General features: G+C 34.0%; 35 protein-coding genes and 1 riboswitch. Of the genes, 13 read left to right on the top strand and 22 right to left on the bottom strand.

Features of this window, described 5'->3' with window-relative positions:
• Positions 1-113 precede the first annotated feature (113 nt).
• Positions 114-716 carry an HD domain-containing protein gene (locus BTOYO_RS21385; RefSeq protein WP_000400764.1) on the top strand — a complete coding sequence of 201 codons (603 nt, stop codon included), beginning with the start codon at positions 114-116 and terminating at the stop codon, positions 714-716.
• A gap of 27 nt (positions 717-743) precedes the next feature.
• Here the strand turns inward: BTOYO_RS21385 and hfq are convergent, their stop codons facing one another.
• Together hfq and BTOYO_RS21375 are read right to left on the bottom strand one after the other, a co-directional pair.
• Positions 744-932: an RNA chaperone Hfq gene (hfq, locus tag BTOYO_RS21380; RefSeq protein ID WP_000400654.1), complete on the bottom strand. Its 189-nt coding sequence runs from the start codon at positions 930-932 to the stop codon at positions 744-746.
• Positions 933-988: 56 nt separating this feature from the next.
• Complete coding sequence (locus tag BTOYO_RS21375; protein WP_000291696.1) at positions 989-1207, bottom strand: aspartyl-phosphate phosphatase Spo0E family protein; 219 nt, start codon at positions 1205-1207, stop codon at positions 989-991.
• A gap of 239 nt (positions 1208-1446) precedes the next feature.
• On the opposite strand from BTOYO_RS21375, the gene BTOYO_RS21370 reads away from it, so the two are divergent.
• From BTOYO_RS21370 to BTOYO_RS21355, 4 genes are all read left to right on the top strand, one after another.
• On the top strand, positions 1447-1566 hold the full coding sequence (locus BTOYO_RS21370; RefSeq protein ID WP_000120179.1) for a YjcZ family sporulation protein: 120 nt from the start codon (positions 1447-1449) through the stop codon (positions 1564-1566).
• 165 nt (positions 1567-1731) lie between these two features.
• On the top strand, positions 1732-2199 hold the full coding sequence (locus BTOYO_RS21365) for a VOC family protein (RefSeq protein ID WP_000589701.1): 468 nt from the start codon (positions 1732-1734) through the stop codon (positions 2197-2199).
• A 6-nt stretch (positions 2200-2205) separates the two neighbouring features.
• Positions 2206-3423: an MFS transporter gene (locus tag BTOYO_RS21360; RefSeq protein ID WP_000117072.1), complete on the top strand. Its 1218-nt coding sequence runs from the start codon at positions 2206-2208 to the stop codon at positions 3421-3423.
• A gap of 249 nt (positions 3424-3672) precedes the next feature.
• Positions 3673-4398, top strand: a complete 726-nt coding sequence (locus BTOYO_RS21355) for a sulfite exporter TauE/SafE family protein (RefSeq protein WP_000406808.1) — start codon at positions 3673-3675, stop codon at positions 4396-4398.
• A gap of 103 nt (positions 4399-4501) precedes the next feature.
• On the opposite strand, the gene BTOYO_RS21350 is transcribed toward BTOYO_RS21355, so the two are convergent.
• The 5 genes from BTOYO_RS21350 to BTOYO_RS21330 form a co-directional block, all read right to left on the bottom strand.
• Complete coding sequence (locus BTOYO_RS21350) at positions 4502-5113, bottom strand: PH domain-containing protein (protein WP_000361358.1); 612 nt, start codon at positions 5111-5113, stop codon at positions 4502-4504.
• A 1-nt stretch (position 5114) separates the two neighbouring features.
• Complete coding sequence (locus BTOYO_RS21345) at positions 5115-5657, bottom strand: sigma-70 family RNA polymerase sigma factor (RefSeq protein ID WP_002093801.1); 543 nt, start codon at positions 5655-5657, stop codon at positions 5115-5117.
• 217 nt (positions 5658-5874) lie between these two features.
• Complete coding sequence (nfsA, locus tag BTOYO_RS21340; protein ID WP_001002406.1) at positions 5875-6609, bottom strand: oxygen-insensitive NADPH nitroreductase; 735 nt, start codon at positions 6607-6609, stop codon at positions 5875-5877.
• 273 nt (positions 6610-6882) lie between these two features.
• Positions 6883-7200 (bottom strand): magnetosome magnetite crystal formation protein family, encoded by a 318-nt coding sequence (locus tag BTOYO_RS21335; protein ID WP_000678050.1) that lies wholly within the window; start codon positions 7198-7200, stop codon positions 6883-6885.
• Positions 7201-7348: 148 nt separating this feature from the next.
• Positions 7349-7927, bottom strand: a complete 579-nt coding sequence (locus BTOYO_RS21330; protein ID WP_001227661.1) for a YdcF family protein — start codon at positions 7925-7927, stop codon at positions 7349-7351.
• Between the two features lie 160 nt (positions 7928-8087).
• Here BTOYO_RS21330 and BTOYO_RS21325 point away from each other — a divergent pair, with 160 nt between their 5' ends.
• On the top strand, positions 8088-8753 hold the full coding sequence (locus tag BTOYO_RS21325; protein WP_000923918.1) for a DUF421 domain-containing protein: 666 nt from the start codon (positions 8088-8090) through the stop codon (positions 8751-8753).
• A gap of 35 nt (positions 8754-8788) precedes the next feature.
• Here the strand turns inward: BTOYO_RS21325 and BTOYO_RS21320 are convergent, their stop codons facing one another.
• Together BTOYO_RS21320 and BTOYO_RS21315 are read right to left on the bottom strand one after the other, a co-directional pair.
• A complete protein-coding gene (locus BTOYO_RS21320; RefSeq protein ID WP_000388386.1) occupies positions 8789-10144 on the bottom strand; it encodes an MATE family efflux transporter in 1356 nt (451 codons plus the stop codon).
• Positions 10145-10286: 142 nt separating this feature from the next.
• Positions 10287-11120: a MerR family transcriptional regulator gene (locus BTOYO_RS21315; RefSeq protein WP_000906738.1), complete on the bottom strand. Its 834-nt coding sequence runs from the start codon at positions 11118-11120 to the stop codon at positions 10287-10289.
• Between the two features lie 269 nt (positions 11121-11389).
• On the opposite strand from BTOYO_RS21315, the gene BTOYO_RS21310 reads away from it, so the two are divergent.
• A complete protein-coding gene (locus BTOYO_RS21310; protein ID WP_000393881.1) occupies positions 11390-12553 on the top strand; it encodes a cation:proton antiporter in 1164 nt (387 codons plus the stop codon).
• Between the two features lie 63 nt (positions 12554-12616).
• On the opposite strand, the gene BTOYO_RS21305 is transcribed toward BTOYO_RS21310, so the two are convergent.
• From BTOYO_RS21305 to BTOYO_RS21270, 8 genes are all read right to left on the bottom strand, one after another.
• The gene (locus BTOYO_RS21305) at positions 12617-12895 is read right to left on the bottom strand and encodes a DUF3986 family protein (RefSeq protein WP_000417075.1); all 279 of its coding nucleotides are present in this window, start codon (positions 12893-12895) and stop codon (positions 12617-12619) included.
• A gap of 91 nt (positions 12896-12986) precedes the next feature.
• Positions 12987-14336 carry an aspartate aminotransferase family protein gene (locus tag BTOYO_RS21300; RefSeq protein ID WP_000850992.1) on the bottom strand — a complete coding sequence of 450 codons (1350 nt, stop codon included), beginning with the start codon at positions 14334-14336 and terminating at the stop codon, positions 12987-12989.
• Positions 14337-14671: 335 nt separating this feature from the next.
• Positions 14672-16222 (bottom strand): solute symporter family protein, encoded by a 1551-nt coding sequence (locus tag BTOYO_RS21295; RefSeq protein WP_001098226.1) that lies wholly within the window; start codon positions 16220-16222, stop codon positions 14672-14674.
• A gap of 2 nt (positions 16223-16224) precedes the next feature.
• Complete coding sequence (locus BTOYO_RS21290) at positions 16225-16566, bottom strand: DUF485 domain-containing protein (RefSeq protein ID WP_000817371.1); 342 nt, start codon at positions 16564-16566, stop codon at positions 16225-16227.
• Positions 16567-16752: 186 nt separating this feature from the next.
• Positions 16753-17427, bottom strand: a complete 675-nt coding sequence (locus BTOYO_RS21285) for a sterol desaturase family protein (RefSeq protein WP_000832143.1) — start codon at positions 17425-17427, stop codon at positions 16753-16755.
• A gap of 67 nt (positions 17428-17494) precedes the next feature.
• Positions 17495-17788 carry a hypothetical protein gene (locus BTOYO_RS21280; protein WP_000286358.1) on the bottom strand — a complete coding sequence of 98 codons (294 nt, stop codon included), beginning with the start codon at positions 17786-17788 and terminating at the stop codon, positions 17495-17497.
• 19 nt (positions 17789-17807) lie between these two features.
• On the bottom strand, positions 17808-18440 hold the full coding sequence (locus BTOYO_RS21275) for a LysE family transporter (protein ID WP_000466560.1): 633 nt from the start codon (positions 18438-18440) through the stop codon (positions 17808-17810).
• Positions 18441-18565: 125 nt separating this feature from the next.
• Entirely contained in the window at positions 18566-19294 is a 729-nt protein-coding gene (locus BTOYO_RS21270) for a YqcI/YcgG family protein (RefSeq protein ID WP_001005935.1), read from the bottom strand.
• 262 nt (positions 19295-19556) lie between these two features.
• On the opposite strand from BTOYO_RS21270, the gene cspB reads away from it, so the two are divergent.
• Entirely contained in the window at positions 19557-19754 is a 198-nt protein-coding gene (cspB, locus tag BTOYO_RS21265; RefSeq protein WP_001161728.1) for a cold shock-like protein CspB, read from the top strand.
• Between the two features lie 119 nt (positions 19755-19873).
• The gene (locus tag BTOYO_RS21260) at positions 19874-20122 is read left to right on the top strand and encodes a DUF2564 family protein (protein WP_000534393.1); all 249 of its coding nucleotides are present in this window, start codon (positions 19874-19876) and stop codon (positions 20120-20122) included.
• Between the two features lie 33 nt (positions 20123-20155).
• Here the strand turns inward: BTOYO_RS21260 and BTOYO_RS21255 are convergent, their stop codons facing one another.
• From BTOYO_RS21255 to BTOYO_RS21245, 3 genes are all read right to left on the bottom strand, one after another.
• Complete coding sequence (locus BTOYO_RS21255) at positions 20156-20332, bottom strand: zinc-finger domain-containing protein (RefSeq protein ID WP_000358801.1); 177 nt, start codon at positions 20330-20332, stop codon at positions 20156-20158.
• Positions 20333-20344: 12 nt separating this feature from the next.
• A complete protein-coding gene (locus tag BTOYO_RS21250; protein ID WP_000875536.1) occupies positions 20345-21004 on the bottom strand; it encodes a ribonuclease H family protein in 660 nt (219 codons plus the stop codon).
• Positions 21005-21129: 125 nt separating this feature from the next.
• Complete coding sequence (locus BTOYO_RS21245) at positions 21130-21615, bottom strand: QueT transporter family protein (RefSeq protein ID WP_001026463.1); 486 nt, start codon at positions 21613-21615, stop codon at positions 21130-21132.
• A gap of 6 nt (positions 21616-21621) precedes the next feature.
• Positions 21622-21666: riboswitch (PreQ1 riboswitch) on the bottom strand.
• Between the two features lie 132 nt (positions 21667-21798).
• On the opposite strand from BTOYO_RS21245, the gene BTOYO_RS21240 reads away from it, so the two are divergent.
• The 3 genes from BTOYO_RS21240 (at position 21799) to BTOYO_RS21230 (ending at position 24196) form a co-directional block, all read left to right on the top strand.
• Positions 21799-22671, top strand: a complete 873-nt coding sequence (locus BTOYO_RS21240) for an aldose 1-epimerase family protein (protein WP_023441204.1) — start codon at positions 21799-21801, stop codon at positions 22669-22671.
• A gap of 219 nt (positions 22672-22890) precedes the next feature.
• Positions 22891-23277: a reverse transcriptase-like protein gene (locus tag BTOYO_RS21235; RefSeq protein ID WP_000573867.1), complete on the top strand. Its 387-nt coding sequence runs from the start codon at positions 22891-22893 to the stop codon at positions 23275-23277.
• 13 nt (positions 23278-23290) lie between these two features.
• On the top strand, positions 23291-24196 hold the full coding sequence (locus BTOYO_RS21230; protein WP_000712625.1) for a DMT family transporter: 906 nt from the start codon (positions 23291-23293) through the stop codon (positions 24194-24196).
• Positions 24197-24198: 2 nt separating this feature from the next.
• Here the strand turns inward: BTOYO_RS21230 and BTOYO_RS21225 are convergent, their stop codons facing one another.
• The gene (locus BTOYO_RS21225; RefSeq protein ID WP_001195212.1) at positions 24199-24459 is read right to left on the bottom strand and encodes a DUF6123 family protein; all 261 of its coding nucleotides are present in this window, start codon (positions 24457-24459) and stop codon (positions 24199-24201) included.
• Between the two features lie 182 nt (positions 24460-24641).
• Here BTOYO_RS21225 and BTOYO_RS21220 point away from each other — a divergent pair, with 182 nt between their 5' ends.
• Complete coding sequence (locus BTOYO_RS21220) at positions 24642-25202, top strand: cysteine hydrolase family protein (protein WP_000806314.1); 561 nt, start codon at positions 24642-24644, stop codon at positions 25200-25202.
• 35 nt (positions 25203-25237) lie between these two features.
• On the opposite strand, the gene BTOYO_RS21215 is transcribed toward BTOYO_RS21220, so the two are convergent.
• Positions 25238-26098: a GNAT family N-acetyltransferase gene (locus BTOYO_RS21215; protein ID WP_000571005.1), complete on the bottom strand. Its 861-nt coding sequence runs from the start codon at positions 26096-26098 to the stop codon at positions 25238-25240.
• Positions 26099-26135: the final 37 nt, after the last annotated feature.

Below are 26135 nucleotides of genomic sequence, written 5' to 3'. Positions count from 1 at the left end.
CACATATAACGTTCATTATACGCTCATCATCTATTTATCGCAATATACTCATAAAATTGACACATTTCATTTCCATATTAGAATTATGGTATGGAAATAAGAGGAGGATCACGATGGAACATAACATTTTACAAGTCATTGCATTAGCAGAAAAACTAAAATACGAAATGCGACATAGCTGGCTTTCTAACGGACGCCAAGAAAGTGTTGCCGAACATACATGGCGCATGTCTCTAATGGCCATTTTAGTTGAGCCTTATTTAGATCAAAAAGTAAATATTGAAAAGTTACTTAAAATGGTTATTATTCACGACCTAGTCGAAGCTGAAGCTGGCGATATCCCTGCTTTTGATACAATGAATAGTCACGAATTACAATTACAAAAACAAAAAAATGAACTTGAAGCAATTTTAAATATTAAACAAACATTAAAAGGTTCTCTCGGTGAGGAATTATATAATTTATGGATGGAGTTTGAAGCGAAAGAAACGTACGAAGCAAAAGTTGCTAATGCGCTTGATAAATTGGAAGTAAAAATTCAGCATAACGAGGCTGACATTAATACGTGGCTACCAATTGAACATAAAATGACATTCCAAGTCGCAAAACATACAAACTTTGACTCTTTCCTATCTAAATTACAAAAAATTATTGAACAAGATGGAGAAAAGAAATTATTAGCTGCTGGCATTGACGTTGAAGCTTGTAAGAAATAATGAAATAAGACACTCTACTAGAGTGTCTTATTTCATTATTGTTGATACTGCCTGCTTGTAAATCAGCTGTTGCTTTCCATCTACTAACATTAAAACTGTAAATTTGTCTACGCCAGCAACTTCTCCGACTATTCTCACACCACTCTTTAAGAAAACTGTAACAGTACCTTTTTCTTCTTTTATTTGCTTATAAAGCTCATCTTGTAAATGTTCCAATAACGTTTCTCCCCTTTCTTCCGTTGAATATCTTAATATAAAAAACTATAAATTATTCATTTATGGACCTTATCTTTTACATTCATAAACTTATTAATTAGTATATCTAAATCTCGGCTAAATAACAAAACTTTATCATGATCCAATCCGTGTCTCGCAACAAGTTGAATTAACTCTTTCTTTTTGTTTTCTATTTTATTTTGTAATCGTCCCATCTCCATCTCTAAACTAAAACTCCCTTTTCCCATAATATTACTTGTAAAATTATAGTACATATTCCCTCATAAAAAAATATAAAAATGGTTTTTTTTACAATTTTTACGTTTTTAACATACTCTTAATCCGTAAATGCTTTATTTAGTAAGATTTCCCGCACATGTAATATAGAAAAACCTGAATCACACAGACATTTGTCTAATTCAAATACAGACTGGCTCCTTTTCCACATGAAAAACATATTGTATATAGTAGTCCATGAATTATATAGATTAATTTACAAAAAGGAGGAAAACACATGAGCTATGGTGGTAGTTGTGCTGGTTTCGGCGGTGGATTTGCTTTGCTTATCGTACTATTCATCCTTCTAATCATTATCGGATGTAGCTGCTGGGGTGGCGGCGGATACGGATATTAATCATCCTATCCTTACCAAATGAATTAAAAACTATACGAAAACAGCTCATATTTGAGCTGTTTTTTCATACTTTCGTATGAATTTATATCCCTCTTATTTCTGATTTGATCTAACAAAATATCGTTTACTATGAAATAAGAAACATTTTTACTAAGGGGGATTACAATGATTAAAGGTCTTTATGAGGCACATTTACCCGTCCGTAACTTAGAAGTATCAATACCTTTTTATGAATCACTAGGGCTAAAATTATATAAAAGAGGTGACGATATTGCTTTCTTTTGGATTAAAGAAAATGAGAGTTGGCTCGGACTTTGGGAAGGAACAGAATACAAAGTTACTTATCACCCATCTTTGCGACATATTGCCTTCCAAGTAAGCTTGCTTGATTTAGAAAATGCAATACATTGGCTAAGTCAAAAAGGAATTTCAGCAAGAAAAGACTTTGGAATGGAGCCAATTGAACCGATCGTTTTTCCAGAATTGGCACACGCCTCCGTATACTTTAACGATCCTGATGGAAATAGTTTAGAATTGATTGCACAATTACCTGTTGAACTTTCTGCAGCAGAGAACATGTATTTAAGTGAATGGAAAAGACAAGTTCAAGCATCATTAATACATGAGGATTAATCTTTTATGTCAGTTTCTTATTCCACACTGCTTAAAACAAATACAAACTTTAGAAAGCTGTTTTATGGTCAAACATTAAGTGTACTGGGAGATTGGTTTCATACGGTAGCTTTATTCACATTCGTTTATAGCGTAACAGAATCTCCGTTTATGATCGCACTAACTTTTATGAGTAAAGGGTTACCTCAACTTCTTCTTAGTCCTTTTATTGGAGGGTTTGTGGATCGATTTCCAACAAAGAAGATTATGATTTCCACCGATGTTTTAAGAGGAGTTATTGTACTCACTTACTTATTAGCAACCTATAAGATTGAAATTATTTTCGTAGCTAATATATGTTTGTCGGTCCTCTCTTGCTTATTTGAGCCTGCTAAACAATCAACTTTAAAAATGATTATTAGGCAAAAACATTTAGTAACTGCAAATACACTTTCTAGTACAGTTAATGGCTTTATGTCAATTATGGGCGCCTCATTAGGTGGGATTATCGCCCAGGCTTTAAGTATAGAAATTGCTTTTATCATTAATAGCCTATCATACTTTGTTTCCGCTTTAATCATTTATAAGTTGAATATCCCTTCTCACAAAAAATTTAACATAAAAAAGTCATTTTTTGTGGATATAAAAGATGGATACACGTACATATTACAGAAAAAAATTATATTAGCATTAATTCTTGTCGGAATTTCATGGGGGATTATTGGTGGTGCTTATCAACTTCTTTTAACAATTTATGCCGAAAGGATCTTCCATGCTAATATTGGAATTTTATATAGTGCTCAAGGATTAGGTCTTATTATTGGTAGTCTATTCGTTAATCTATATGTATGTAAAAATAAGGAGACAATGAAAAAAGCATTTGGCTTGGCGTACTTACTACAAGGATTTTTCTTTCTCGGATTCGTTCTATCCAATCAGCTTATTATCGGTATTATTACTTTACTCTGCATGCGTATCGCAGGGGGCATTATCGTCCCTTTAGACACAACCTTATTACAAATGTATACCGAAGAAAACATGATTGGTAAAGTTTTTTCATTTCATTATTCCATATATGGTTCTCTCATTCAGCTATCTATGTTTATTACAGGCTGGCTTTTAGAAACCCTTTCTCCGCAAGTAATTGGTTGCCTGTTAGCTATATGTTGTATTTTTGTTAGTTTTATATGGCTTTTCTTATTTTATCGCGGGAAGCTTAGTGAAGCTCCTACCGATACTATATAGCTCACTGCTAATTTTTATTTACTCTCATTTGTTATCGTTATATAACAATCAAATTAAATAAAATACAAGTCATTTCATTTCATTAAAAGGCCCTTTACTTGAACACCATTTGAGAGGAAATCAAATATTTATGTTAAAATAAAAGTAATATTGTGAAAGATTGCACTTATTCTATAGGCTCAAAACAGCTACATTCGATTTTCGTAGTAATAAAATATGTATTGAATTTGATTAAATAGGAGGGCTGTTTTGGAGATTACATTAATTTTCATATGTATAATATTGGTGGCTTCTGTTTTGCAAGCCAGTACAGGTTTTGGCTTTTCTATAATGGCAACACCTTTCTTACTCATGTTATTCTTGCCACAAGAAGCTATACAAATAAACATTATTTTATCATTAATTATTTCCATATCACTCATTTGGAAAATAAGAATGGACGTTGATTTTATTTTACTGAAACGGTTTATTTTTGGAAGTATAGCCGGTGTACCTTTTGGAATTTTAATCTTCATTTCCGTTAACATAAACACTTTTAAATTAACAATTAGCATCCTACTCTTACTATTAACATTGTTGCTAATATGCAATGTTAAAGTTAGATCAACACCGTTTAGAGATTTCGTAGTTGGTGGATTATCAGGACTTTTAACGACGAGTATCGGTATGCCCGGACCTCCTTTGTTACTTTACTTTACAGGAACTGATACTGAAAAAGAGAAGTTGAGAGCAACTACTTTGGCTTTTTATCTGTTTATATATTTCATTAGTCTACTAACTCAAATACTCTTTACTGGAACGAACATAACAATTTGGAAATCAAGTTTTTATGCAATTCCAATTGTATTTTTAGGTTTGTTTATAGGTCAAATTATTTTCAAATGGCTTAATCAACAAGTTTTTAAAATATTTACATATATCCTTTTGAGCTGTACAGGTATTTATCTTCTTATTGATAGTTTGCATTTGTTATAGAAAATGCTTTAGATTGCGCAATAACAGCTTGGTTTAAATGAAATTATTGTTGTATTTTTAAGCTACAAAATCATCCGATAAAAAGCGGCTATTATGCCGCCTTTTACATTAAATATTTTATAAAGCAAAGACCTGAACTTACTATCACGAGTATATTAAAGAATAAGAAAAAACCTTTTTCGAAATCTGTATACTTTTCTACTTTTACTCCGCGTTTTTTCAACTCCATAATAATCATCGCAACTTCATGTGCATACGCAATACTTCCAAACTGTATATAATTGTTATTATATTTAATCTCAAAAACGTTTTTCATTTTTTTATGTTGCGAAATAGATTGTATATCTCCTATTGGCATGCTATGTTCATTTGTTTTTTTGAAATAACAATCTAACCCTTTCATTATCATTCTTTTATTCGTTAAAACGATATAATAATAAAAAGTAGCTCCTACGTAATATATATTCGGTATAACTTTGTTATTTGCCATATATCCTTCATCTACTAATAGTTCCTTCTGAATTTCTTCACCAGCTTGTAATTCGTTGCGAATTGATTCTTCTAACATTTGTAAAGTTAATTTTTTTAATAACTCTCCATTTCTCACATAATACTTATCTATATTTATAGACTCATTCGCTTCTTTCTCTAAACGTGTAATTTCTTCTTCTGAATATTGGAGCTCATTTAACATCGATAATAATCTTTTATCCATATTACACACTCCCTTTCCACAGTTTTTGAAGTTTTTTCTTTCCACGAGAGATTCGATTGTATATATAGTCAGCCGTTACTTTTAATTCTTTTGCAATATCGTCAATGGAATATCCATCAATATACCTCTTTAAAAAGATATATCGATCCTTTGTATTTAAATCTTGTACGATTTCCATAATCTCTTCTTGTTCTATTTCATACTTATCATGGATACCTGCATCTATTTCTACGTCTTTATCAATTTTATTCTCTTTATATACTTTCTTTTTATATTCCAATGCCTTTAATTTAGTAATACCAATCATCCAAGATTTTAAGTTGCCCTTTTCTATATCAAATTGTTCGATTTGAAACCAAATGATAGTAAATACATCATTATAACAATCATCCACATATTGTTTTTCAATAGGGGTACTTAATGATTTATGAATAATGTACAAAATTAATTTTCCATATTGATCAATCACTTCTTTCAAAGCATCTTGATCACGTTTTTTCATTGCTATAATTAAATCCTCTTCAGAATCGAAAATCATAAACATCATCCTTCCTCAGTTCCCCTTTAGCAGCTGCTTTTACTTACTATTGGCATTTCATTCTCATTTTCTATCACTTTTGTAAAAATTTATTAATTTTTATTTTCACTTTATATAATAACAAATAAAAAACCGAAGTTAAAAAAGTGAATCCCACTTTCTCAGCTTCGGTTTTACAAGTAATGTTATAACTTAAACTAACGTCTCAGGTTTGTCTTTTTACTCATTTTTTATTTAACCCTTTCTCACTTAAAAACTCTTTCATATGCATTCTTTTCTCTTTGGACATAAATGAGCTCATTGATTCCGTCCATGTTATGTTTTTTTGATTTGATGATCTTTCTTTGTAATATGCGCTCATCGTTTCATCATATTCGTTTAATAATTCATCATATTTCTTTTCATCATATCCATTTTCATGAAGAATTGCTGCTACCGGTAAACGTGGTTTAACTCCATGTTCTTCATCTGGCACACCGACTGTCATTCCAAACACAGGATATACTTTATCCGGTAAATGAAGCAATTCACTCACTTCTTTCGGGTTATTACGAATACCACCAATATAACAAATACCGTATCCTAATGATTCCGCTGCTAGTGCTAAGTTTTGCGCAAAAAGTGAAGCATCTACCGTCGCAACGATAAAATCTTCCACCCCTTCATGCTTTATCTCTGTACCATGCTTTTCACACGCCATTTCAAGTCGCTTTAAGTCTGCACAACAAACAAAGAATGCTGCACACTCTTTCACGTGACGATTTCCGGATAGTTCTGCTAGTTTAGCCTTTAGGTCTTGATCGGTTACATATACAACAGAATAGGCCTGTACAAAATGCGAGGAAGCGGCATGCTGCGCAGCTTGAACCATTCTTTCTACTACATCTTTCGGAATGGATTCTTCTTTATATTTACGAACTGAAACGTGTTGCTCCATTTTATGTATGATCTCATTCATGAAAAACACTCCTTTTTTCTCTTCATAATGAAAAATTAACATATCTTTTTCAATATTCACAACTTATAAGCACAAAAAGAGCAATTCTTTTTGAATTGCTCTTTTTAAAATGTCTATCAATACGGTAAATGAAATTATATCAACGATAATTTAAATATATCAACGATTCCTTGCACTATATCAACGATTTTTCGAATATATCGACGATTCGACAAGAAATATTGATTTACCGACAAATAACGACAGGATTACACCAATTTATTTCTTGTCTTATTACGCTGCTTTCAAAACTTTAATACCTTTTACGATATTCCAAATGAAGTAGTAAATTCCTACAAGAATGAATACTGCATATGTGATAGCCATCCCAATTCCCGCGCCATCAGATTGATCGAAGCCTAAACCGTATACGCCTGATACTGCTAATCCAGCAAATAAGATTGCGTACGGAAAAACATGTGACCAAAATGCTTTTTTCGCGTGATATTTCACTTCATCTTCCGCAACGAAGTACACGATAATTGGCAGTAAAAATGGTGCAAAAAAGATACTAAAGTAACATAGTGAAGATAGAATATTATTTCCTTTCATCCGATTCACCTCTAAATAGTTTTTGTTATCTTTATTATGTCAGGAATCCATTCTAGAAACTATCGCTTTACCTTTCATTAAGATGACAGTTTTGTAAGATTTTCCTCAAAATAAATCCCGCCTCGAATCTCGGGCGGGATTACTTTCACTATATTCGATTCATAAACCAATATTGCGTAATGGCTAAATATTCTCGGACATTCGATGGGATGATAATTGGCTTCGGTGTTTTGGCAGGAAGCCCTTCTAATTGCAAACCTTGTTTTGCTGCTATTTTTTTCGCTCTAAACATATGGAAATCGTTTGTTACGATCATACCTTTTTTCATATTGGCTGGAATTAACGGTTTTGAGAATGTAATATTCTCATCTGTACTCGTTGATTTATCCTCCATTATAATACGGTCTTCTGCAATATTTTGTTTCATTAATCCTTGTTTCATCGCTAATGCTTCTGAAATATCTTCACCTTTTCCTTGTCCGCCAGATACGATAGCGATTGTTTTCTCATGTGATTTTAAATATTCAGCTGCTTTATCAATACGATATTGTAATGAGTACGATGGTTTCGTACCATTTACTTTCGAGCCTAATACAATGATATAATCAGCATCGTCGGTAGCTTTCATATGCCCATGCTTATAAATGTTATATTGTAAAAAAACCGCGTACACGGCGCAAACCGTTATAATTGCTATAATATACTTAATTATTTTCTTCTTTCTCATATCCATATACTCCTATGTTCTTTGCTTCTTTCATCATAATATCCATTTATTCGTTTGTATACAGACAAATTCCAAATAACCCTTATTTATCCTCTAAAAGGTAATATTTCTATTATTTTTGGGAATAGTAAGTACAACTTCGCACGAAGGAGTGTCCCTATTGCTTCTCTTTTTATGTAACGTATCATTCTTTTTTATTTTATTTTTACTATCGCTTAAGTTACTCGGTAAATCTGCATTAGCACAACTAACTCCTCATGATTTTGGGGCTATTATTTTTTTATCTTATTTAGCTTTTCAAGCCATACCAGTCGCTGGTGCTTTACAAGCATTTCTCGGTATGGTCGTTATTACATGTTTGCACTTACTTCTTACAAAATTAAGCTTACTCAACAAACTAAATCGTTTCATTCTCGGACACCCCATTATTTTAATTAAACATGGTGATATTATTTTTGAGAACTTACAAAAAAGTAGATATCCCATACCCGAATTGCTTTCTAACCTTCGCGTCGCCGGATATCCAAGTGTTCATGAAATTGAATACGCTATTTTAGAAGCGAATGGAGCCATTAGCATTTTACCAAAGCGAGAACTTGTACCATTGACTCCAAAGGATATGAATATACATGTTAAGTATGCTGGATTACCAATCGCCCTTATTGTCGATTCTCAAATTCAATACGATAACTTAAAGTTGATCCATAAAGACGAAAAGTGGTTATATAAAGAGTTAAAAGAAAAAGGCATCACAAATATTAAAAATGTGGCTTTTGCGTCTGTTCAAGAAACGGATGGGTCTTTTGCGATTAGTTTAAAAGAATGAAAAATCCCCTTACTTGCTCAAGGGGATTTTCTTCATTATATTGCTTCTTTCTTTCCTGCCATATGTAACGGAACAGGATGTTTCATACGATTCATCGTAAATACGATAATTGCTGTCAATACTTCCGCAACCGGCATAACGAGCCAAATTCCGTTTATTCCAAATAACTTTGGCATAATCCATAACAACGGAATAATAAATAGTAACCCTCGGCTCATTATAATAAGTACTGATTTCTTCGTTTGTCGCACTGATTGGAAGTACTCTCCATACACAATGTTGTAGCCTAAAAATACGTATTGGATAAAGAACAAGCTAATACCTGTTAACGTTAACTTCAATAGTTCTGGCGATTGGACATCAAATAGACCAATGATATATTTCCCGAAGAATAATCCGACAATTATCGCAATGCCTCCGAGTACAACCGCAATCTTCACAGCAAACTGTAATCCTTCACGCAATCTTTCTGATAAATTTGCACCGTAATGAAAACTTGCGATTGGTTGTAATGCTGCTCCAACACCAAAGAATAATAGTAATGCCATCGCATGAATACTATTCACCATTGCATAGGAAGCGACTCCTACTTCTCCTGCATATTGAACGAATGCGATGTTAAAACCAATCGTTACGATTGCTACTGTACTTTCTGCTGTAAAACTTGGGAAACCAATCACCATTATTTGTTTAACTGTATCCCATTCAAAATGGAATTTCGTCCACTTTAAAATACTACTCTTTCTAAAGAAGTGAGTTAATAATACAAGGAAACCAATTGCTGCCGAAAGAATAGTCGCTGAAGCAGCACCTGTTACACCCCATCCAAAGATGAAAATAAAGATATAGTCAAACACTATGTTTAATACAGCCGTTACAACAAGACCTGCCATTGCTAAATTAGGATTTCCATCATTTCGTATAAATGTACTTAAAATATTTTCTAACACGTATATCATTCCAAATGTTAATAACACGTGTAAATAGTCTAACGCATACGGTAAAATCACTTCATTTGCACCGAATAAGTATGCTAAATCTTCTATTCTCCATACGCAAATAGCCGCTAAAACGCCTACGATAATAACTGCTACAGTCATAGATTGCGTAAAAATAGACCTTGCTCTTTCAAGTTTATTTTCGCCTAGTGCAATCGAATATAATGTTGCTCCGCCCATTCCAATCCATAGTGAAATGGAGAAGAAAATCGAAAATGCTGGAATAGCGACGTTTACTCCCGCTAAACCGTTCGCTCCAACTCCCCTACTAATCATGACCGCGTCAATCACAATATTAACTGACATTAATACCATTCCGAGAACTGCTGGTATTAAATATGAAATAAATAAACTTTTTATCGGTTTTTCTCTTAATTTTTCTGTTGCTTCCATACTAATATGCTCCTTTTTTCAACGCTCTGTTCACAGTTTAAACCTTCAAGTAACTTGAATGTCAAGAGAGAATTTAAAAATAGGTAACTTAATTATCGTCATTGATGCCGATTTGTAATTAGTACGAGTCTTACACCTTATTTCATTGTTTTTTCATTATAGGGATTTGAATTTCCGTTACTTGCTCCTCTGGATTTTCTGTTACAGACCAATCAATTAATGCAATCTCAATCGAATCTCCGCTCACTTCATATCCCTCTTGAGAGATGTATTTCATTAACTCCTTGTATGTTTCATCTGTTTCTTCATATGGTCCATGATGATAAGCACACGCAAATATACCTGCTTTAATTTCATCTGAACTATGTACTTGAAAAGGCATATAATCCAAAAGAATAAAAACACTATTGTATGATTGAAATTCATTTTGAATTAATGCTTTTTTGGCAACCGTTACACCGATATCTCCAGAGAATAAGCTATTATCTATTTGTTTCATATTCTTCTGCAACGAATGGATATAATACTCAAACATATCATCTGTTGTATTTGGTGCAACCGCAATCGCTGTAATCTTTCGCTGCGGGATTTCTTTAACTATGATTTTTTCAGCTTTTACTTTCGTCGCTTCCTTAATTACATAAATTCTATGTTCCATTTTTGCTAAAGCATACTCAATTTCTCTTTGCTTCTTTAACATCATTTCTTGTTGCTTTTCAAGTAAATTAAGCGCATAAGATGGGTTCCGCTCATCAATATATTTCTTAATTTCCTTTAACGGAATATTTAACTGTCGTAAAAATTTAATCGTATCTAACAGTGAAAACTGATCAATTGTGTAATAACGATAATTCGTTTGCGGATCGACAATAGACGGGTGAAAAATTCCTTTTTCATCATAATACCTTAATGTAGATTCTGCGATATTATGCATTTTTGCCATTTCTCCAATTGTAAAGCGTTTGTTTATTAACATATTCCATTCTCCAATTCATTAAAAATGTTTCCTTATTTCTTCTTATTATATATTGATTCCCTCTATACCTAAATCGAATCTCATCATGAAAATCTGCTATTTTTTCATTGATTTTTTATAAATTTTATTATATATTGATTACAGGTTCAAATTACAAGTTCAAAAGAACTTGTAATTAGACCCTTTGTTTAATGGTTTTTACATATTTTCATTAGGCAAATTCCGAGAAATCGTTTAATAAAAATACAAAGTGATAAGGAGAGGATCAAATGGAATTCGAATTTTTCTTTCAAATTGCACTTATTTTATTAAGTACAAAGCTTGCTGGTGACCTTAGTGTTAGATTAGGTCAACCTTCTGTACTCGGTAAATTAATTGTCGGTATCGTTATCGGTCCAGCCGTATTTGGTTGGATTGAAAACTCAGAACTTCTAACACAATTAAGTAATGTTGGTGTTATTCTTTTAATGTTTATGGCTGGACTTGAAACAGACTTAGAAGAATTAAATGCAAATCGTAACTCTTCTTTAGCAGTTGCACTCGGAGGTATCATTCTTCCATTCGTAGGTGGTTATATTTCCGGTCTTGTTATGGGAATGGAACAAGGGAACGCTGTATTTTTAGGATTACTTCTATGTGCGACAAGTGTTAGTATTTCCGTTCAAACACTTCGCGATTTAGGTAAGATGAAAACACGTGAAAGTACAACGATGCTTGGAGCAGCTGTATTTGATGACATTCTTGTTGTTATTTTATTAGCATTCGCAATGAGCTTCTTAGGTACAGACGATGTTAACTTAACAATGGTTATCTTGAAGAAGGTCGTATTCTTCGCTTCTATTATTTTAATCGGATGGAAAGGTGTTCCAGCGATTATGCGTTGGTTATCACCACTACGCGTATCTGAGTCTATCGTGAGCGCGGCTCTTATTATCTGTTTCTCATTCGCATATTTCGGCGAATTATTAGGAATTGCTGGTATTATCGGTGCTTTCGCAGCTGGTATCGCAATTTCTCAAACGAACTACAAACATGAAGTAGAAAAGAAAGTAGAACCGATTGCTTACGCAATGTTCGTTCCAGTATTCTTTGTTAGTATCGGTATGAATATTACATTTGATGGTATTGGTAATCAAATTTGGTTCATCTTAGCATTAACAGTTATCGCTGTCTTCACAAAACTAATCGGTTGTGGATTTGGTGCACGCATGACTGGATTTGATGCAAAGTCTTCTGCAATTATCGGTGCTGGAATGGTTTCACGTGGTGAAGTTGCACTTATCATCGCAGGAACAGGTCTTTCTTCTGGACTATTAGCACAAGATTACTTTACAGCTATCGTTATTGTCGTTATTTTAACTACAATGATTACACCACCAATGTTAAAATACACTTTTGGTGCCAAAGATAAAGCAATGAAAGCAAGTAAATAAGTTTACTATAATAAAAGGAGATTACTATTTTATAAAATAGTAATCTCCTTTTTCATTTTCTCTTTAAACAATCTCATTCGTCTTTAACCATTTTTCAAAAATAGTCCTTGCTTCTTCATCATCAATATTATCACGAAATGAATATACTTTAATGCCATAGTCATCGATATATTCACCTAGCTTCATTTCCTCCACTTTCTTATAAAAATCGTCTACCTCATAGTGCGGAATATAAGCATCCCAAACTGGTTCCTTTATTCTTTTGTACGCTGTCACTTCTAAATCATATCCATCTTCATAATATCCGATGTGATAATGTTGACTAGGATCATATTTCTCCATTCATATCCCCTCCCTTTAAAAAACTACCATATTTCACGTAATAAACAAAAGCGAGCCTTATATTACAGCTCACTTTTGTTCTTTTATTTGATTAAATACGCTCCATCGCTGTCTTCAACGTACCAACAACGAAAGCAATTTCTTCACTTGAAATAACAAGAGGCGGCGCTAATGTTAAAACATTATTATACCCTGCTGTTGTCATACCGTTTCGTCCTATAATTAAACCTTTTTCTTTACAAGCATTTACAACAGTCGCGATTTTGTCGTTATCAATTGGTTCTTTCGTCTCTTTATCATTTACTAGTTCAATTCCTACTAATAGACCTTTCCCTCTAATATTTCCAACTAGCGGATGTTCCCCGATTTCTTCTTTTAATTGCTCTAATAAAAGTGAGCCCATTTGTGCAGAGCGTCCAATTAAATCTTCATTTTCCATAATCTCTAAGTTTTTAAGTGCTAATGCACAAGCCGCCGGGTTTCCACCAAATGTATTAATATGGCGGAAAAATTCATATTCCCCAGTTCCTTTAAATGCTTCATAAATTTCTTTTTTCACAGCTGTTGCTGATAATGGTAAGTATGCACTCGTAATACCTTTCGCCATCGTAACGATATCAGGCTTAACATCATAGTTCATAAATCCAAATGCTTTTCCTGTACGCCCGAAACCACAAATCACTTCATCACTAATGAGTAGCGCACCGTGTTTTTGACATGTTTCATGAACAGCTTTCATATAGTCTTGTGGTGGCATTAAAATACCTCCGCCTGTAATGATCGGCTCCATAATAAATGCGGCTATCGTTTCACTTAATTCCCATGTCATAACACGATCTACTTCTTTCACACACTCTACATCATAAATATTTTGTGATTCCATTTCTGGCATACGATAACAATCTGGCGGTGTTACGTGTAAAAATCCTGAGGCAAAAGGCTCATATTGATATCTACGCTGCGCTTGTCCCGTCGCTGCCATTGTCGCCATTGTATTTCCATGATATCCTCGGTAACGTGACATAAATTTATAACGATGTGGTTCACCTTTATGTGCATAGTATTGCCTTGCTATTTTAAAAGCTGTTTCATTCGCTTCTGACCCACTATTTGAGAAGAAAATAACATATTCTCCTCCAAGCCACTCATTTAACTTTTCAGCAAGCTTTATTGCTGGCTCATGTGATTGCGACATCGGAAAGTACGATAATGTTTGTAATTGTTCATAAGCCGCTTCTGCGAGTTCTTTTCTTCCGTACCCACTATTCACACACCAAAGACCACTCATACCATCTAAATATCTTTTTCCATGTATATCTTCAACCCAGCACCCTTCTGCTTTTGCCCCTACCATTGTACTACTTGGACTAAAGGGACGCATGCCGTGCCAAACATATTGCTCATCTTTTGCTAATAATTCGTCAGTTTGTTTCGTTTTCATCATTTCTTCCACCTTCCATAACAACTTATTTTTCACAAAAGCTGCGCTGGTGCCATGATGATTTAAATTTCTCCCTGCTTATTTTCATTCCACAAAATTATGACAAATCCTACTTACAACACAGTAATATTTATCCCGCATTAACGGGCAGTAACACACCCACCCCAAAATTCAGCTGGAGCAAAGAAGTTAGGTGGGAGATTAACTGCCCGTAAAAGCCCGATTGGTGCGGGCTAATAATCAGTGAGCATGCCCCCCACTGATTAAAGTTTCACTTTATAAGAAAATGACAAAAGAAAAAGAGCTTTTCTTTTAATACGAAAAGCTCCTCTTTTTTAATGTGAAGATGCGTCGCTAATACCATGACCAGTATTCGATTTCACAAGAATTTCATCAAACTTCGCTACATCTTCTTTCTTACTAGAGAAAATAGTTCCTAAATATGCTGCTAGGAAACCAAGCGGAATCGAAATAATGCCAGGTGTCGTATATGGGAATAAGGCTTCTCCAACAAAAATAGCTTTTCCAGCTACAGGGTTCCAGACGTTTGGACTTAACGCTACAAGAACAATTGCTGATACGAGTCCAACGACCATACCAGAAATGGCACCCGTTGTATTAAAACGCTTCCAATAGATTGTAAATAATATAACTGGTAAGTTTGCACTAGCCGCGACTGCAAATGCTAATGAAACTAAAAATGCTACGTTTAAGGTTTGCGCAAATAACGCAAGTATAATAGATACTACAGCTACTCCAATCGAAGCATAACGAGCCATTGACACTTGCTCTTTTTCCGTAGACTTTCCTTTACGGATAATCTCGTTATAAAAATCATGCGCAAATGCTGATGCTGCTGTTAATACAAGTCCTGCTACTACAGCTAAAATGGTTGCAAAGGCAATGGCTGATACGAATGCAAATAAGAAGTCCCCACCTAATGCTTTAGCTAATAAAGGTGCTGCCATATTACCAGCTGGATTTGCTTTAATAATTGCCTCATTTCCTACAAACGCTGCTGCTCCAAACCCTAAGAAAATTGTCATAATATAAAATGCGCCAATTAACCATGTCGCATACACAACAGATTGACGTGCCGTTTTTGCATCTCGCACTGTAAAAAAGCGCACAAGAATATGTGGTAATCCAGCTGTACCAAGGACTAGTCCTAAATTTAAAGACAGTGTATCAAGACCATCTTTATACTTTACTCCTGGATTTAAAAACGAATCTTTTAATGGTGTAGCTGTTTTCATTTGAGCAAACATTTCAGTCACACTAAAATTAAATTTTGCAAAAACGATAACAGAAATAATAAATGTACCAGCCATTAGTAATACAGCCTTAACAATTTGTACCCAACTCGTAGCAGTCATACCACCAAAAATAACGTACACTGTCATTAATGTGCCAACGATTAAAACTGCTGTCGTATATTCTATTCCTAATAATAATTTAATAAGTGCACCCGCACCGACTAATTGGGCAATCATATAAAAAATTGAAATTGTCATCGTATTCAGGGCAGCAATACCGCGAACTTTTTTCGCATCAAAACGCGCTGCAATCATATCTGCCAATGTGTACTTCCCTAAATTTCTAAGCGGTTCTGCAACTAGGTATAATACAACTAAATACGCAACTAAAAATCCAATACTATAAAAAAATCCATCAAATCCAGTTAACGCTATCGCTCCAGCAATACCGAGGAATGACGCAGCAGACATATAATCCCCAGCAATGGCCAGACCATTTTGCCAACCCGTTAATCCCCCTCCAGCCGTATAAAACTCACTCGCATTTTTCGTTTTTTTCGATGCAAAATAGGTTATGACGAGCGTACCAAGAACAATAATTAAAAATAGTGCAAACGCAGTAGTATTCAAATTCAACTCCTCCCTTTTTGCATATCTTGTAGAATTTTCCGCGAAATTTCATCAAAGGATTGAGCTTTCTTACTATAAATCATACATAATGACCATGTCATAATAAATTGCGCAAAAGCAAATACCCATGCCCATGTCACATCACCGAATGCTGGTGTATTAAGCACTTTCGAATACGATGTTAAAATAGGTAGCGCAATAAAAAAACTGAAAAAGAAAATACTCATTGGAACGATAAACTTCTTCTTCGTATTTAATAACAATTGAAATTCTTCTGACTGAACAACCTCTGTATAATTCACTTCATTTTGCAACTTACGTGCTGACGTATCATCTCGTTTCATCCCCTACTCCCCTCTCCAACTCGAAATACACTTCCCCTTCGCATACACAAAGACTAAATTTTATAAATATTCAGAAACTTAATTTCATTTTAGACAATCCATACATTCCTGCAAAGATTTTTCGGTAGACATTTTTCGTCAATTTTCTCTAAATTTTTAATATACTTTTTCACAATAAAGTGCAACTTAAATCCGTATGGGTTTCGTACACCCCACACCGATTATTAGCCCGATTCTAACAAATACCCGTACACATTTTTTCCTCGTTAAGAAAGAAGTGGTGCTTAATTCAACGTCTTTTCCATCTTTAAGCGTTCCAAATATAAAATCGAATACTGGATTTGAAACACCAAACCAAAACTTTTCGTTTTTATAATGGTGTAATATATGCTGTTTTTTTAGCCACCTTCCAAACTTAGTGACGGGACGAATCGGCTTATGTGCAATATAACGTTTCCATTCATAAACAAGGAGCATGATAATCATTCCGATTCCAAATGAAAGTGTAACGGTAACACTTTTTGTAATACCATATGATATAAGTAAATATATAGTAAAGCTAGGTACACTAAACCATACAGGCAAAAATAAAAGTTTCAAATCATCTGGGTATACGTGATGATCATAATGTAATCTTCTTAACATTTTTAATAAAAATACGTTTTTAGGCGGCTTTAAATGGAATAAAAAACGATGGGTCATATATTCGTTAAGCGTATAAAAAACAATACCAAACAGACACGCTAACATACCGATCCATGTGAAAAATTGCATTTTTAAAATAATGATGAAAATAAATAAAATACTATACATAATAACAATATCATGCTGTAAAAAGAACTCTTTCCCTACTCTCTTCATCTTACTTCCCCTTTTTCAAAAAAAACAGCCGCAACGTATCGTTACGACTATTTCTTTTCTATTCACTTTACAAATTTGCCCGCTGTTCTATTGTCGAGAAAAAATTGTTTGTTCCAAATATATTTTGCTTCGGAATAATGTGTTCTACTGCAAACACTGTTACTTCTCCCCTTTGTACCTCTCCAATAATGAGTCCAAATACTTCATGATTTACTGCAAACGTTGGTTGTTTCGTTTGTAGCAATCTGGCTGCAGTATTAAATACCGCTTCATATAATGGATCCCTATCAGTAATTTCTTTTCGGATTTTTGGTGCTAACGTAATAATAATTTCTTTTCCGTCAATAGTGGTTCGATACATAAAAATCTCCCCTTCAATCTTATGTGAACAACTGTAAAGCTTTGTATGCAAAATGGATAGAATATCCTACTAAAATAATACCTGCTCCGGCTGTTATGTAGCCAAGTGCTTTCTGTTTTAATAAAGTCCTTCCAAAATGTACAGAAAAAGCAATATTTAAATTCCATAAAATAATACCAACAATAATGCATAGACTGTACAAGAAAGCTTCTTGTTTCGTTACCTTCGTAAGCAATGAGCTAAGTGTGCTTCCATATATACCAAACCAAAAAACAAGATTTAATGGATTGGATATAGCAATTAAAAATCCTGCCATAAACGATTGTTTAAGGCCACCTACCTCTTCTTTTTTATATTCCATATTCGAGTGGGAAATTCCTTGTTTTACACTTTGAAATCCTAAATAAAATAATAAGAAAAACCCCGTGCAGTACATAAAAGCTTGTACGTATGTATACATAAACACAGAAGATAAACCGAAATAAATGAGAAGCATAAACAAAATATCTGCAGTCATTCCACCAATTCCAACAACCCACGCATGCCAAAACCCGCGTTCAATTCCTCGTTTTAACATTTCAATATTAATTGGACCTACTGGTGCCGCTAATGAAATACCTAATACAATTTGCTGTATAATTGCTCCAAACATCGCTCTATCCTTTCTACTTCCTTTACTATTAAGTAATGATGTAACCTTTAAAAATAGACTAGCTTTCATAATAAAATACCCTTTTTTATCCAAAATATACAAAAGAGCCATCTAGATGATGGCTCTTATTTCTCTACCTTATGATGAAAAGGACATTTCTCTTTTATTGGCTCAATATCGTCTCCAATAAAATATTGTTTCCATTCTCGATGGTCAGGATCACCGTAATGACTAATGTTAGGATGTTTCGGCAGCTGATCCCACTTTTCAACTCGTTCACGAACCATTTGTCTTGAATACGCCCCTTTGGGACGATCACCTTCTAATCCATCGAAAATGGTACGTGGCTGAAATCCAATAACGAGTGAATTTCCTAAATGCCTAGTCTTTCTCTGTTTATAAGCCGGTGCATTCCCAAATGCAAATATCGGTTCACCACCGAATGAAAATTCCCATAAATAATGATTTGGATCTTCAGGAACTTGCTGCGGCCATGTTTGATTATCGTGTTCATGTAAATACTGTAGTACTTTCCAAAAGTAATCACGATAATATTCAAGTGATTGTTCTTCACATTCCGGTTCCACAAAAAGAAAAAAGCCTCTTCTTACAATCGGTCGCTCTTTCATTAACTCTAAAAAAGATAACATTGTATGTGGCAAATGACTCCAATCATTATGAGAAAGAAATGAATAACGAAGTTCATTCTTTTTCAACGCTGTTAAACCGAAATAACATGGGAAAGTTGCATCTAACACGACGCTTGAAAAATTTTGAAATTCTTTTGCAACCCAATTCGGTATATCCGTTCTCATTCTCATTCCTTCATTATCTAATAAGTACGACTCGTTCATTCTTTCACCTCATTATGTATAGCATTCAATAAAGAATATTACATAACCAGCCTGTCCTATACCTTTTTGAACATTTGACCAGAAAATTATTTAAAAATACAAAAAATAAAATCGCTTACTTGACTAATTTCTACCAATTCGTGTATATTTAAATTAATCATTTAGCAGAATATTCAAGATTATAGCATTTTTAGTTTATATTATCTTTTCAAATGAATTTCACTAAATGAAAAAAGCAAATGTTTTTAGGAGGAATTGTAACATGCAAGGAAAAGTAAAATGGTTTAACAACGAAAAAGGTTTTGGATTTATCGAAATGGACGGCGCTGACGATGTATTCGTACATTTCTCGGCTATTCAAGGTGACGGCTACAAAGCTTTAGAAGAAGGTCAAGAAGTATCTTTCGATATCACTGAAGGAAACCGTGGACCTCAAGCTGCTAACGTAGTAAAACTTTAATCCAACATATGACAGGAGGTTACCTTACTTGGTAACCTCCTTTGTTATTCCTTTGTATATTTCCGTTTTACAGAGCGAAAACTATGTGAAATGCGCAATTCACAAAGGAGGCAATTACAATGGGTTCAGAAGTAAATGATTTTGAAGAAGTGAAATTCCGTGTAGAAACAGCACAAAAAATGGTAGGTTCTGCAACAATTTCAATGGATCCAGACACACTGGAGCATGCCACTACTGCAGTAGAAGCAGCTCGCTCTCAACTTGAGATTATGAAATCTGTTGCAACAGATTTAGATGAGCCATTTTTAATGAATGAGGAAAAGAAATTAAGTAAGTGCGAGCATCAATTACATGAAGCGAAGCACTAAAAAAACATCCAGAGAGTTTTCTCTGGATGTTTTTTATGACAACTGTTCTCCATATTTTTTCAACGTTTCTCCAACTGTACATTGCCTAATACAAAATGAATGGGCATAATATTTACTATTCGTTTTCCGATTATGTTCTCGTAAAAAACATCCTTCACAATACGTTTCTAATAAGTCATTTACCTCTGTAATGAGTTGCTTTTTATCCACCTTTGCACCTCTCTATTCGGTTATTTCTTTATGACTATCAATGACTGTCCCTTCTAATGCTTGCGTTGCTAATTGATGTGCTTCTTTATTTTGTTTTCTAGATATTGGCTCACATACAAGCTTTAATTTCATTTGCTTCGCCTTTCGTTCAATTTGATCTAAGTAATGATTTAAATGCTCATCATAGCAAGGCCATTCTCCAGCCAATTGCTGCAGTACAACTTGAGAGTCTCCACGAAGCGTAACTGCTTCATACTTAATCCCTAATTCTTCGAGTATATTTATACCGTATAATAATGATGCATATTCGGCTTCATTATTATCATATATACCTTCTATATATGCGTTGCGGCGAATTCGGTAGTTTATATTTCCTTTTTTATAATACACACATATACCTACTCCAGCTTCTTTCGTCTGAAGATCATACCCACCATCAAAATAAACATGTATTTCTTGAATCTCTTCCTCCACTTGTTTACTCAGCTTCTTCATTTCTTTTAATGACCATTCTGCATCCATTTCATCGTAAAATAAAAGTTCTTTCGCTCTTCCTGTTTTCTCAAAATCCTCCGCAAATTGAAGTACTTCTTCTATGTTCATATAATCTGTCGTTAATTCCGTCTGCAATCCGCGTTTTGTTTTATATAACCAATGAATTTTATATTTCATGCTAAATTCCCCTTATATAAGAATTCTTATTTATATTTTATTATATTTTATCAAGAGTCACAGTATTATATTCAATATAATCACATACAAAAAGAGCTATCCCATTGGAATAGCTCTTTCATCTATTACATAAATCTTTCAAATTGTACTCGCTTATTAATCCAGTACATTACAGGCATACCAATCGCCATTACTACGAATTCACCTGCTGCACATGTTAACCAAGTCCACATAAATGGTAAATCAAATGCAAGATGAAGTTCAATTGCAATCATAAACATTGTAATCGTAAAGATAACTGTATTAAAAATCATACGAGCCCAAACACCTTTAATGAATCGCATAGAAATAATCGTTGCAACTAATGCAAGAATAGATTGCCCTACTCCAAATACTAAATCATAAGCGACCATAGGTGAGAAAAAGAGATTCGTTAAAAATACACCTAATACAATTCCGTAACTTGCTTTCTTATTAAATACAACGAGATGATTAAACATCTCTGAAATACGAAACTGTACACCTGTAAAGCCAAATGGCTGAATAAGCATAGAAACAGCAATATATAATGCCGCTATAATACCATTACCGACTATTGTTCTTATATTCATGACAAAATCTCCTTAGTTTTTTTACGTGGGATGGTTTCGAACCACGTTATTCGTTTTTTAAGCAACAAGATTATATTTTACGCATTAGACACGCTTTCGTCAATAGATTCCTATCATCAACTACCTTTTTTCTTTTAGACAACGTATAATGAAACATATGAAAGATTTAGGAGGTTTCACTTCATGACAGCAACAATACAAAATGAAAAAGTAATCGTTTCCATTTCTGACAAAGGTGCAGAATTGCAAAGCGTTCGCTTAAAAGAAGATAACACAGAATATTTATGGCAAGGTGATTCTACTTATTGGGGACGTCGCGCACCAATTTTATTCCCAATTGTCGGCCGATTAGTAGATAATACATACTACGTAGATGGTAAACCATATTCTTTAACTCAGCACGGTTTCGCTCGTGATCTTACGTTCTCTGTAAAAGAACAAAGTGAAACAAAAATCACTTATATCGTTACTAGTAATGAAGAAACATTAAAAAAATATCCTTACGAATTTGAACTACTCATTTCTTATGAGGTAGAAGAACAAAATATACATGTTACATATGAAGTAAACAATCCTGCTTCAAAAGAGATGTTCTTCTCAATCGGAGCGCACCCTGGATTCAACTTCCCTCTATTAGACGGCGAATCATTTACAGATTATCATCTATCATTTAACGGTTCTGAACGCTTAGAAACAAGTGTATTAGAAGGACCTTATCTTTCAAGTAAAAAACAATTAATCGCTGAAAATACGAATGAATTGCCACTTACATACGATTTATTCAAAAATGATGCACTTATTTTTCAAAATATGAATACGAATGAAATTTCTATTCGTTCTCATAAACATAATAAATTTGTAAAAGTAGAATTTGCAGGATTTCCATTTGTCGGCGTATGGACATCAGGGGATAACGCACCTTTCTTATGTATTGAACCTTGGTATGGAATCGCTGATGAAATAAATCCAGCAAAAGATTTCAAGGAAAAAAAAGGAATTCAATCTTTACAAGCGAATGAAACATTTACATGCCGTTACAGCATCACAATCGGATAAAGTGAAACTTTAATCAGTGGGGGATATTCATCCCCACTGATTATTAGCCTTCACCAATCGGGCATTTACGGGCAGTTGATCACCCACCTAACTTCATTGTTTCAGCCGAGTTTTGAGGTGGGTGTCTTACTGCCCGTTAACGCGGGATAAGTACTCTATCCCCTACTTCAAAGAAACATTTTTTTAGGGGATAATCTTATAATTTGGAGGTTTCTCATTTTGATTGAAGTGTATATTGATGGTGCATCAAAAGGAAATCCTGGTCCTTCTGGTGCGGGAGTATTTATTAAAGGCATACAGCCACCTGTACAATTATCATTACCACTTGGAACAATGTCCAATCATGAAGCGGAATATCATGCTTTACTTGCAGCATTAAAGTATTGCACGGAGCATAATTATAACATTGTCTCTTTTCGTACAGATTCGCAACTTGTCGAGCGAGCTGTTGAAAAAGAATACGCAAAAAATAAAATGTTTGCACCACTATTAGAGGAAGCACTACAGTACATAAAAAGTTTCGATCTCTTTTTTATTAAGTGGATTCCAAGTAGTCAAAATAAAGTCGCTGATGAATTAGCTAGAAAAGCTATCTTACAAAATTAACGGGGGTATGAGTGTGAAAAAAGAGTGGCTTGCTCCTCTCGCTTTATTATTTGTCTCTTTTATTTGGGGAGCTACGTTTGTTGTCGTTCAAAATGCTATGTCTTTCGTTGGTCCATTTACTTTTAATGGCCTTCGCTTTTTATTCGCCGGAATTATTTTATTATTTGTTCAAATGATTTTCTCACAAAAAACTTCGAAACAAGATATAAAGCAGAGTAGTTTTGCCGGATTAATTGTTGGATTCTTTTTATGCGTTGGCTATTTATTACAAACATTCGGCTTACTCTATACAACTTCTTCAAAAGCAGGTTTCTTAACAGGACTAAGCATTGTTATGGTTCCAATCTTATCTTTTATCTTTTTAAAACAAAAGGCTACCATTTTCGTCGTACTCGGTATCACTGTGGCAACAGCCGGTTTATATTTATTAACAGCTGCTGATTCTTTTCAATTAAATATAGGAGATATACTTGTTCTCGGTTGCGCAATCGCATTCGCTGCCCATATTCTCATTAACGGTTTCTTTTCTAAGAAAATATCACCTTTATTACTAAGCACATCTCAAGTATTAGCTGTAGGTATATTTTCTTCTATTTGCGCTTTTTTGTTTGAAGATTGGGAAAAATTATTTTCAGTATCGCTATGGACAAATCATTCCTTTTTATTCGCCCTATTTCTAACTTCCTTATTTGCGACATCCATTGCTTTTTTCATTCAAACATCAGCTCAGAAACATACTTCCCCAACGAGAGTAGCAATTATTTTCGCAATGGAGCCCGTTTTTGCTGCATTAACAGGCGTTCTCGTTGCTAACGAACAACTTTCTATGTCTGCTATTTTCGGATGTCTATGTATTTTTCTAGGCATGATTTTTGTTGAACTACCTTCCAAAATAAAAAAAGAAGCGCAGGCCGCGTGAAGTTACGCTTGTAACTTCCGCATAAAAGCCTTAGCGCTTTTTTTATCTGTAATTTCTTCTTCTTTCAATCGTTCTAATAACGCAACAAAATAACTGCCATCAAACTGTAATTGATGTTTAATTGTCGCTTCTATTGCTGCGTTCACAATTCCATCAGATGCACCAGTATATCCTTGCCCGAACATAATAAACCCTTGTGCTTCCTCTGATAATTTAAATCCTTTCGTATGTAAGAATGAAAGATAATCTTCTACTGTTTGCATGATATTCCCACCTACTCAAAAATTCTCCACTTCCTATCATACATGTTTTTACACACTATGAGAATGAAATTTCTTTGACAACTTTGTAAATCAATCGTTTACTTCGCTTGCAATGGAGGATTTCCTAACAATCTGAAGGAATATGTACAGTGGAACTTATTTCATATTAAAGGGGAGACACGATGAAACAAGCACTATTAATTATCGATGCTCAACAAGAATTAATTGATGGAAATGAGCAAGAAAATGAAGTTTTTCGTAAAACTGAGTTATTAGCTACACTAAATACAGCTGTACAGAAAGCAATTGATTCAAATGCCCTTATTGTTTTCGTAAGAGATATCGATGTTGCTTCTGGTAGCGGCGTGGGATTTGAAGTACATAATCAAATTCAAGTACCTCAGTCTGCAATCCTTATTAATAAAGCAGCAACGAATTCATTCTATGGCACTTCTTTACTTGAACTTTTAAAAGAAGAAAAAATTAATCATATTGTGATAGGTGGATGTAAAACTGAACATTGTATTGACACAGCTGTTAGGACAGCAACTGTACAAGGATTTGACGTTACATTAATTAAAAACGGTCATTCCACAACTGATTCTAACGTATTGTCTGCAGAGCAAATTATTGGTCATCACAATAAAATTTTACACGGTCATTATAACGTTGATCATTTTTCTATGGTGAGAGATATCGAGGAAGACCTCTTCCAACCAACTCACGACCAATATCGTGATTAATAAACAAAGAATCCTTCATTCAGAAGGATTCTTTGTTACCCAAAAATTTGTGCTGCAATACTATATAGTTCTCCATTTCTTTTCAAAAATTGATCACTATTTTTCATCATAATTGGTGGTGTATTCACCTTTTTAAAACCAGTAACCTCTAATTCTTTCACAAAATCTTTCTTTACTTCTGGTACATCTATTCTTAATTTCCCATTATGCCCTTTTGCTAAATAATGAACAATATTTATTGCCATCTCATCATTTTTAGCAACTACCGGTCCTAATATTTTATTTTCCGGCGTTTGTATACTCAAACCATATCCTAGTATATTTTGTTCCTTATCCTTCACAACAGTGCACTGTTCACTTTGCATCATTCTTTTCTTTAAAAACTCTTTTCTATTTGTTCCAAACGCATATTCATCTATTTTTATTATTTCTTCTAAATCACCCTCTTCATAATCCATCATATATTCTTCATTTCTTGCACATTTATAATTCGTATTGTACGAGTTACATATGTATTTAGAAACATAGCTTACCACCCTAAATCCTAGCTTTTCGTATAAATACTTCCCTTCATCTGTAGCAATAAGCATAATTGGTGTTCGAGCTGATACGCTATTCATGCATGAATGCGTTATCGCCTTTCCAATTCCTCTTCCCTTATAATCTGGATGTACAATTACCATTCCGATAGACGCTACTTTCTCCCCATATAATATTATTGCCGCGCTAGCAATAAGTTTCTTTCTCTCATTCCACACGCCGTATACAATGCCTGCGTTAAAAATCGTTTCAATTTCTTCTCTGCTATAATCCCAACCAATATAAGAAGATAATGCTACAATATCGCCTATTTCTTCTTCCCTAAGACGATCCACCCTAATTTCCAATTCAATCATACTCCATCCTCTTATCTAGACATTTAAATCATTATTA

Origin of the sequence: Bacillus toyonensis BCT-7112 (assembly GCF_000496285.1) — a bacterium.
GTDB lineage: Bacteria > Bacillota > Bacilli > Bacillales > Bacillaceae_G > Bacillus_A > Bacillus_A toyonensis.
This window is presented reverse-complemented; position numbering and strand designations above follow the sequence as displayed.

Bases quoted from the DNA above. Each gene is read 5' to 3' on its own strand.
- BTOYO_RS21385 (WP_000400764.1), top strand. From the start codon at position 114: ATGGAACATAACATTTTACAAGTCATTGCATTAGCAGAAAAACTAAAA.
- BTOYO_RS21375 (WP_000291696.1), bottom strand. From the start codon at position 1,207: ATGTACTATAATTTTACAAGTAATATTATGGGAAAAGGGAGTTTTAGT.
- BTOYO_RS21370 (WP_000120179.1), top strand. From the start codon at position 1,447: ATGAGCTATGGTGGTAGTTGTGCTGGTTTCGGCGGTGGATTTGCTTTG.
- BTOYO_RS21365 (WP_000589701.1), top strand. From the start codon at position 1,732: ATGATTAAAGGTCTTTATGAGGCACATTTACCCGTCCGTAACTTAGAA.
- BTOYO_RS21360 (WP_000117072.1), top strand. From the start codon at position 2,206: ATGTCAGTTTCTTATTCCACACTGCTTAAAACAAATACAAACTTTAGA.
- BTOYO_RS21350 (WP_000361358.1), bottom strand. From the start codon at position 5,113: ATGGATAAAAGATTATTATCGATGTTAAATGAGCTCCAATATTCAGAA.
- BTOYO_RS21345 (WP_002093801.1), bottom strand. From the start codon at position 5,657: ATGTTTATGATTTTCGATTCTGAAGAGGATTTAATTATAGCAATGAAA.
- nfsA (WP_001002406.1), bottom strand. From the start codon at position 6,609: ATGAATGAGATCATACATAAAATGGAGCAACACGTTTCAGTTCGTAAA.
- BTOYO_RS21335 (WP_000678050.1), bottom strand. From the start codon at position 7,200: ATGAAAGGAAATAATATTCTATCTTCACTATGTTACTTTAGTATCTTT.
- BTOYO_RS21330 (WP_001227661.1), bottom strand. From the start codon at position 7,927: ATGAGAAAGAAGAAAATAATTAAGTATATTATAGCAATTATAACGGTT.
- BTOYO_RS21320 (WP_000388386.1), bottom strand. From the start codon at position 10,144: ATGGAAGCAACAGAAAAATTAAGAGAAAAACCGATAAAAAGTTTATTT.
- BTOYO_RS21315 (WP_000906738.1), bottom strand. From the start codon at position 11,120: ATGTTAATAAACAAACGCTTTACAATTGGAGAAATGGCAAAAATGCAT.
- BTOYO_RS21310 (WP_000393881.1), top strand. From the start codon at position 11,390: ATGGAATTCGAATTTTTCTTTCAAATTGCACTTATTTTATTAAGTACA.
- BTOYO_RS21305 (WP_000417075.1), bottom strand. From the start codon at position 12,895: ATGGAGAAATATGATCCTAGTCAACATTATCACATCGGATATTATGAA.
- BTOYO_RS21300 (WP_000850992.1), bottom strand. From the start codon at position 14,336: ATGAAAACGAAACAAACTGACGAATTATTAGCAAAAGATGAGCAATAT.
- BTOYO_RS21290 (WP_000817371.1), bottom strand. From the start codon at position 16,566: ATGAAACGAGATGATACGTCAGCACGTAAGTTGCAAAATGAAGTGAAT.
- BTOYO_RS21285 (WP_000832143.1), bottom strand. From the start codon at position 17,427: ATGAAGAGAGTAGGGAAAGAGTTCTTTTTACAGCATGATATTGTTATT.
- BTOYO_RS21280 (WP_000286358.1), bottom strand. From the start codon at position 17,788: ATGTATCGAACCACTATTGACGGAAAAGAAATTATTATTACGTTAGCA.
- BTOYO_RS21275 (WP_000466560.1), bottom strand. From the start codon at position 18,440: ATGTTTGGAGCAATTATACAGCAAATTGTATTAGGTATTTCATTAGCG.
- BTOYO_RS21270 (WP_001005935.1), bottom strand. From the start codon at position 19,294: ATGAACGAGTCGTACTTATTAGATAATGAAGGAATGAGAATGAGAACG.
- cspB (WP_001161728.1), top strand. From the start codon at position 19,557: ATGCAAGGAAAAGTAAAATGGTTTAACAACGAAAAAGGTTTTGGATTT.
- BTOYO_RS21260 (WP_000534393.1), top strand. From the start codon at position 19,874: ATGGGTTCAGAAGTAAATGATTTTGAAGAAGTGAAATTCCGTGTAGAA.
- BTOYO_RS21250 (WP_000875536.1), bottom strand. From the start codon at position 21,004: ATGAAATATAAAATTCATTGGTTATATAAAACAAAACGCGGATTGCAG.
- BTOYO_RS21245 (WP_001026463.1), bottom strand. From the start codon at position 21,615: ATGAATATAAGAACAATAGTCGGTAATGGTATTATAGCGGCATTATAT.
- BTOYO_RS21240 (WP_023441204.1), top strand. From the start codon at position 21,799: ATGACAGCAACAATACAAAATGAAAAAGTAATCGTTTCCATTTCTGAC.
- BTOYO_RS21225 (WP_001195212.1), bottom strand. From the start codon at position 24,459: ATGCAAACAGTAGAAGATTATCTTTCATTCTTACATACGAAAGGATTT.
- BTOYO_RS21220 (WP_000806314.1), top strand. From the start codon at position 24,642: ATGAAACAAGCACTATTAATTATCGATGCTCAACAAGAATTAATTGAT.
- BTOYO_RS21215 (WP_000571005.1), bottom strand. From the start codon at position 26,098: ATGATTGAATTGGAAATTAGGGTGGATCGTCTTAGGGAAGAAGAAATA.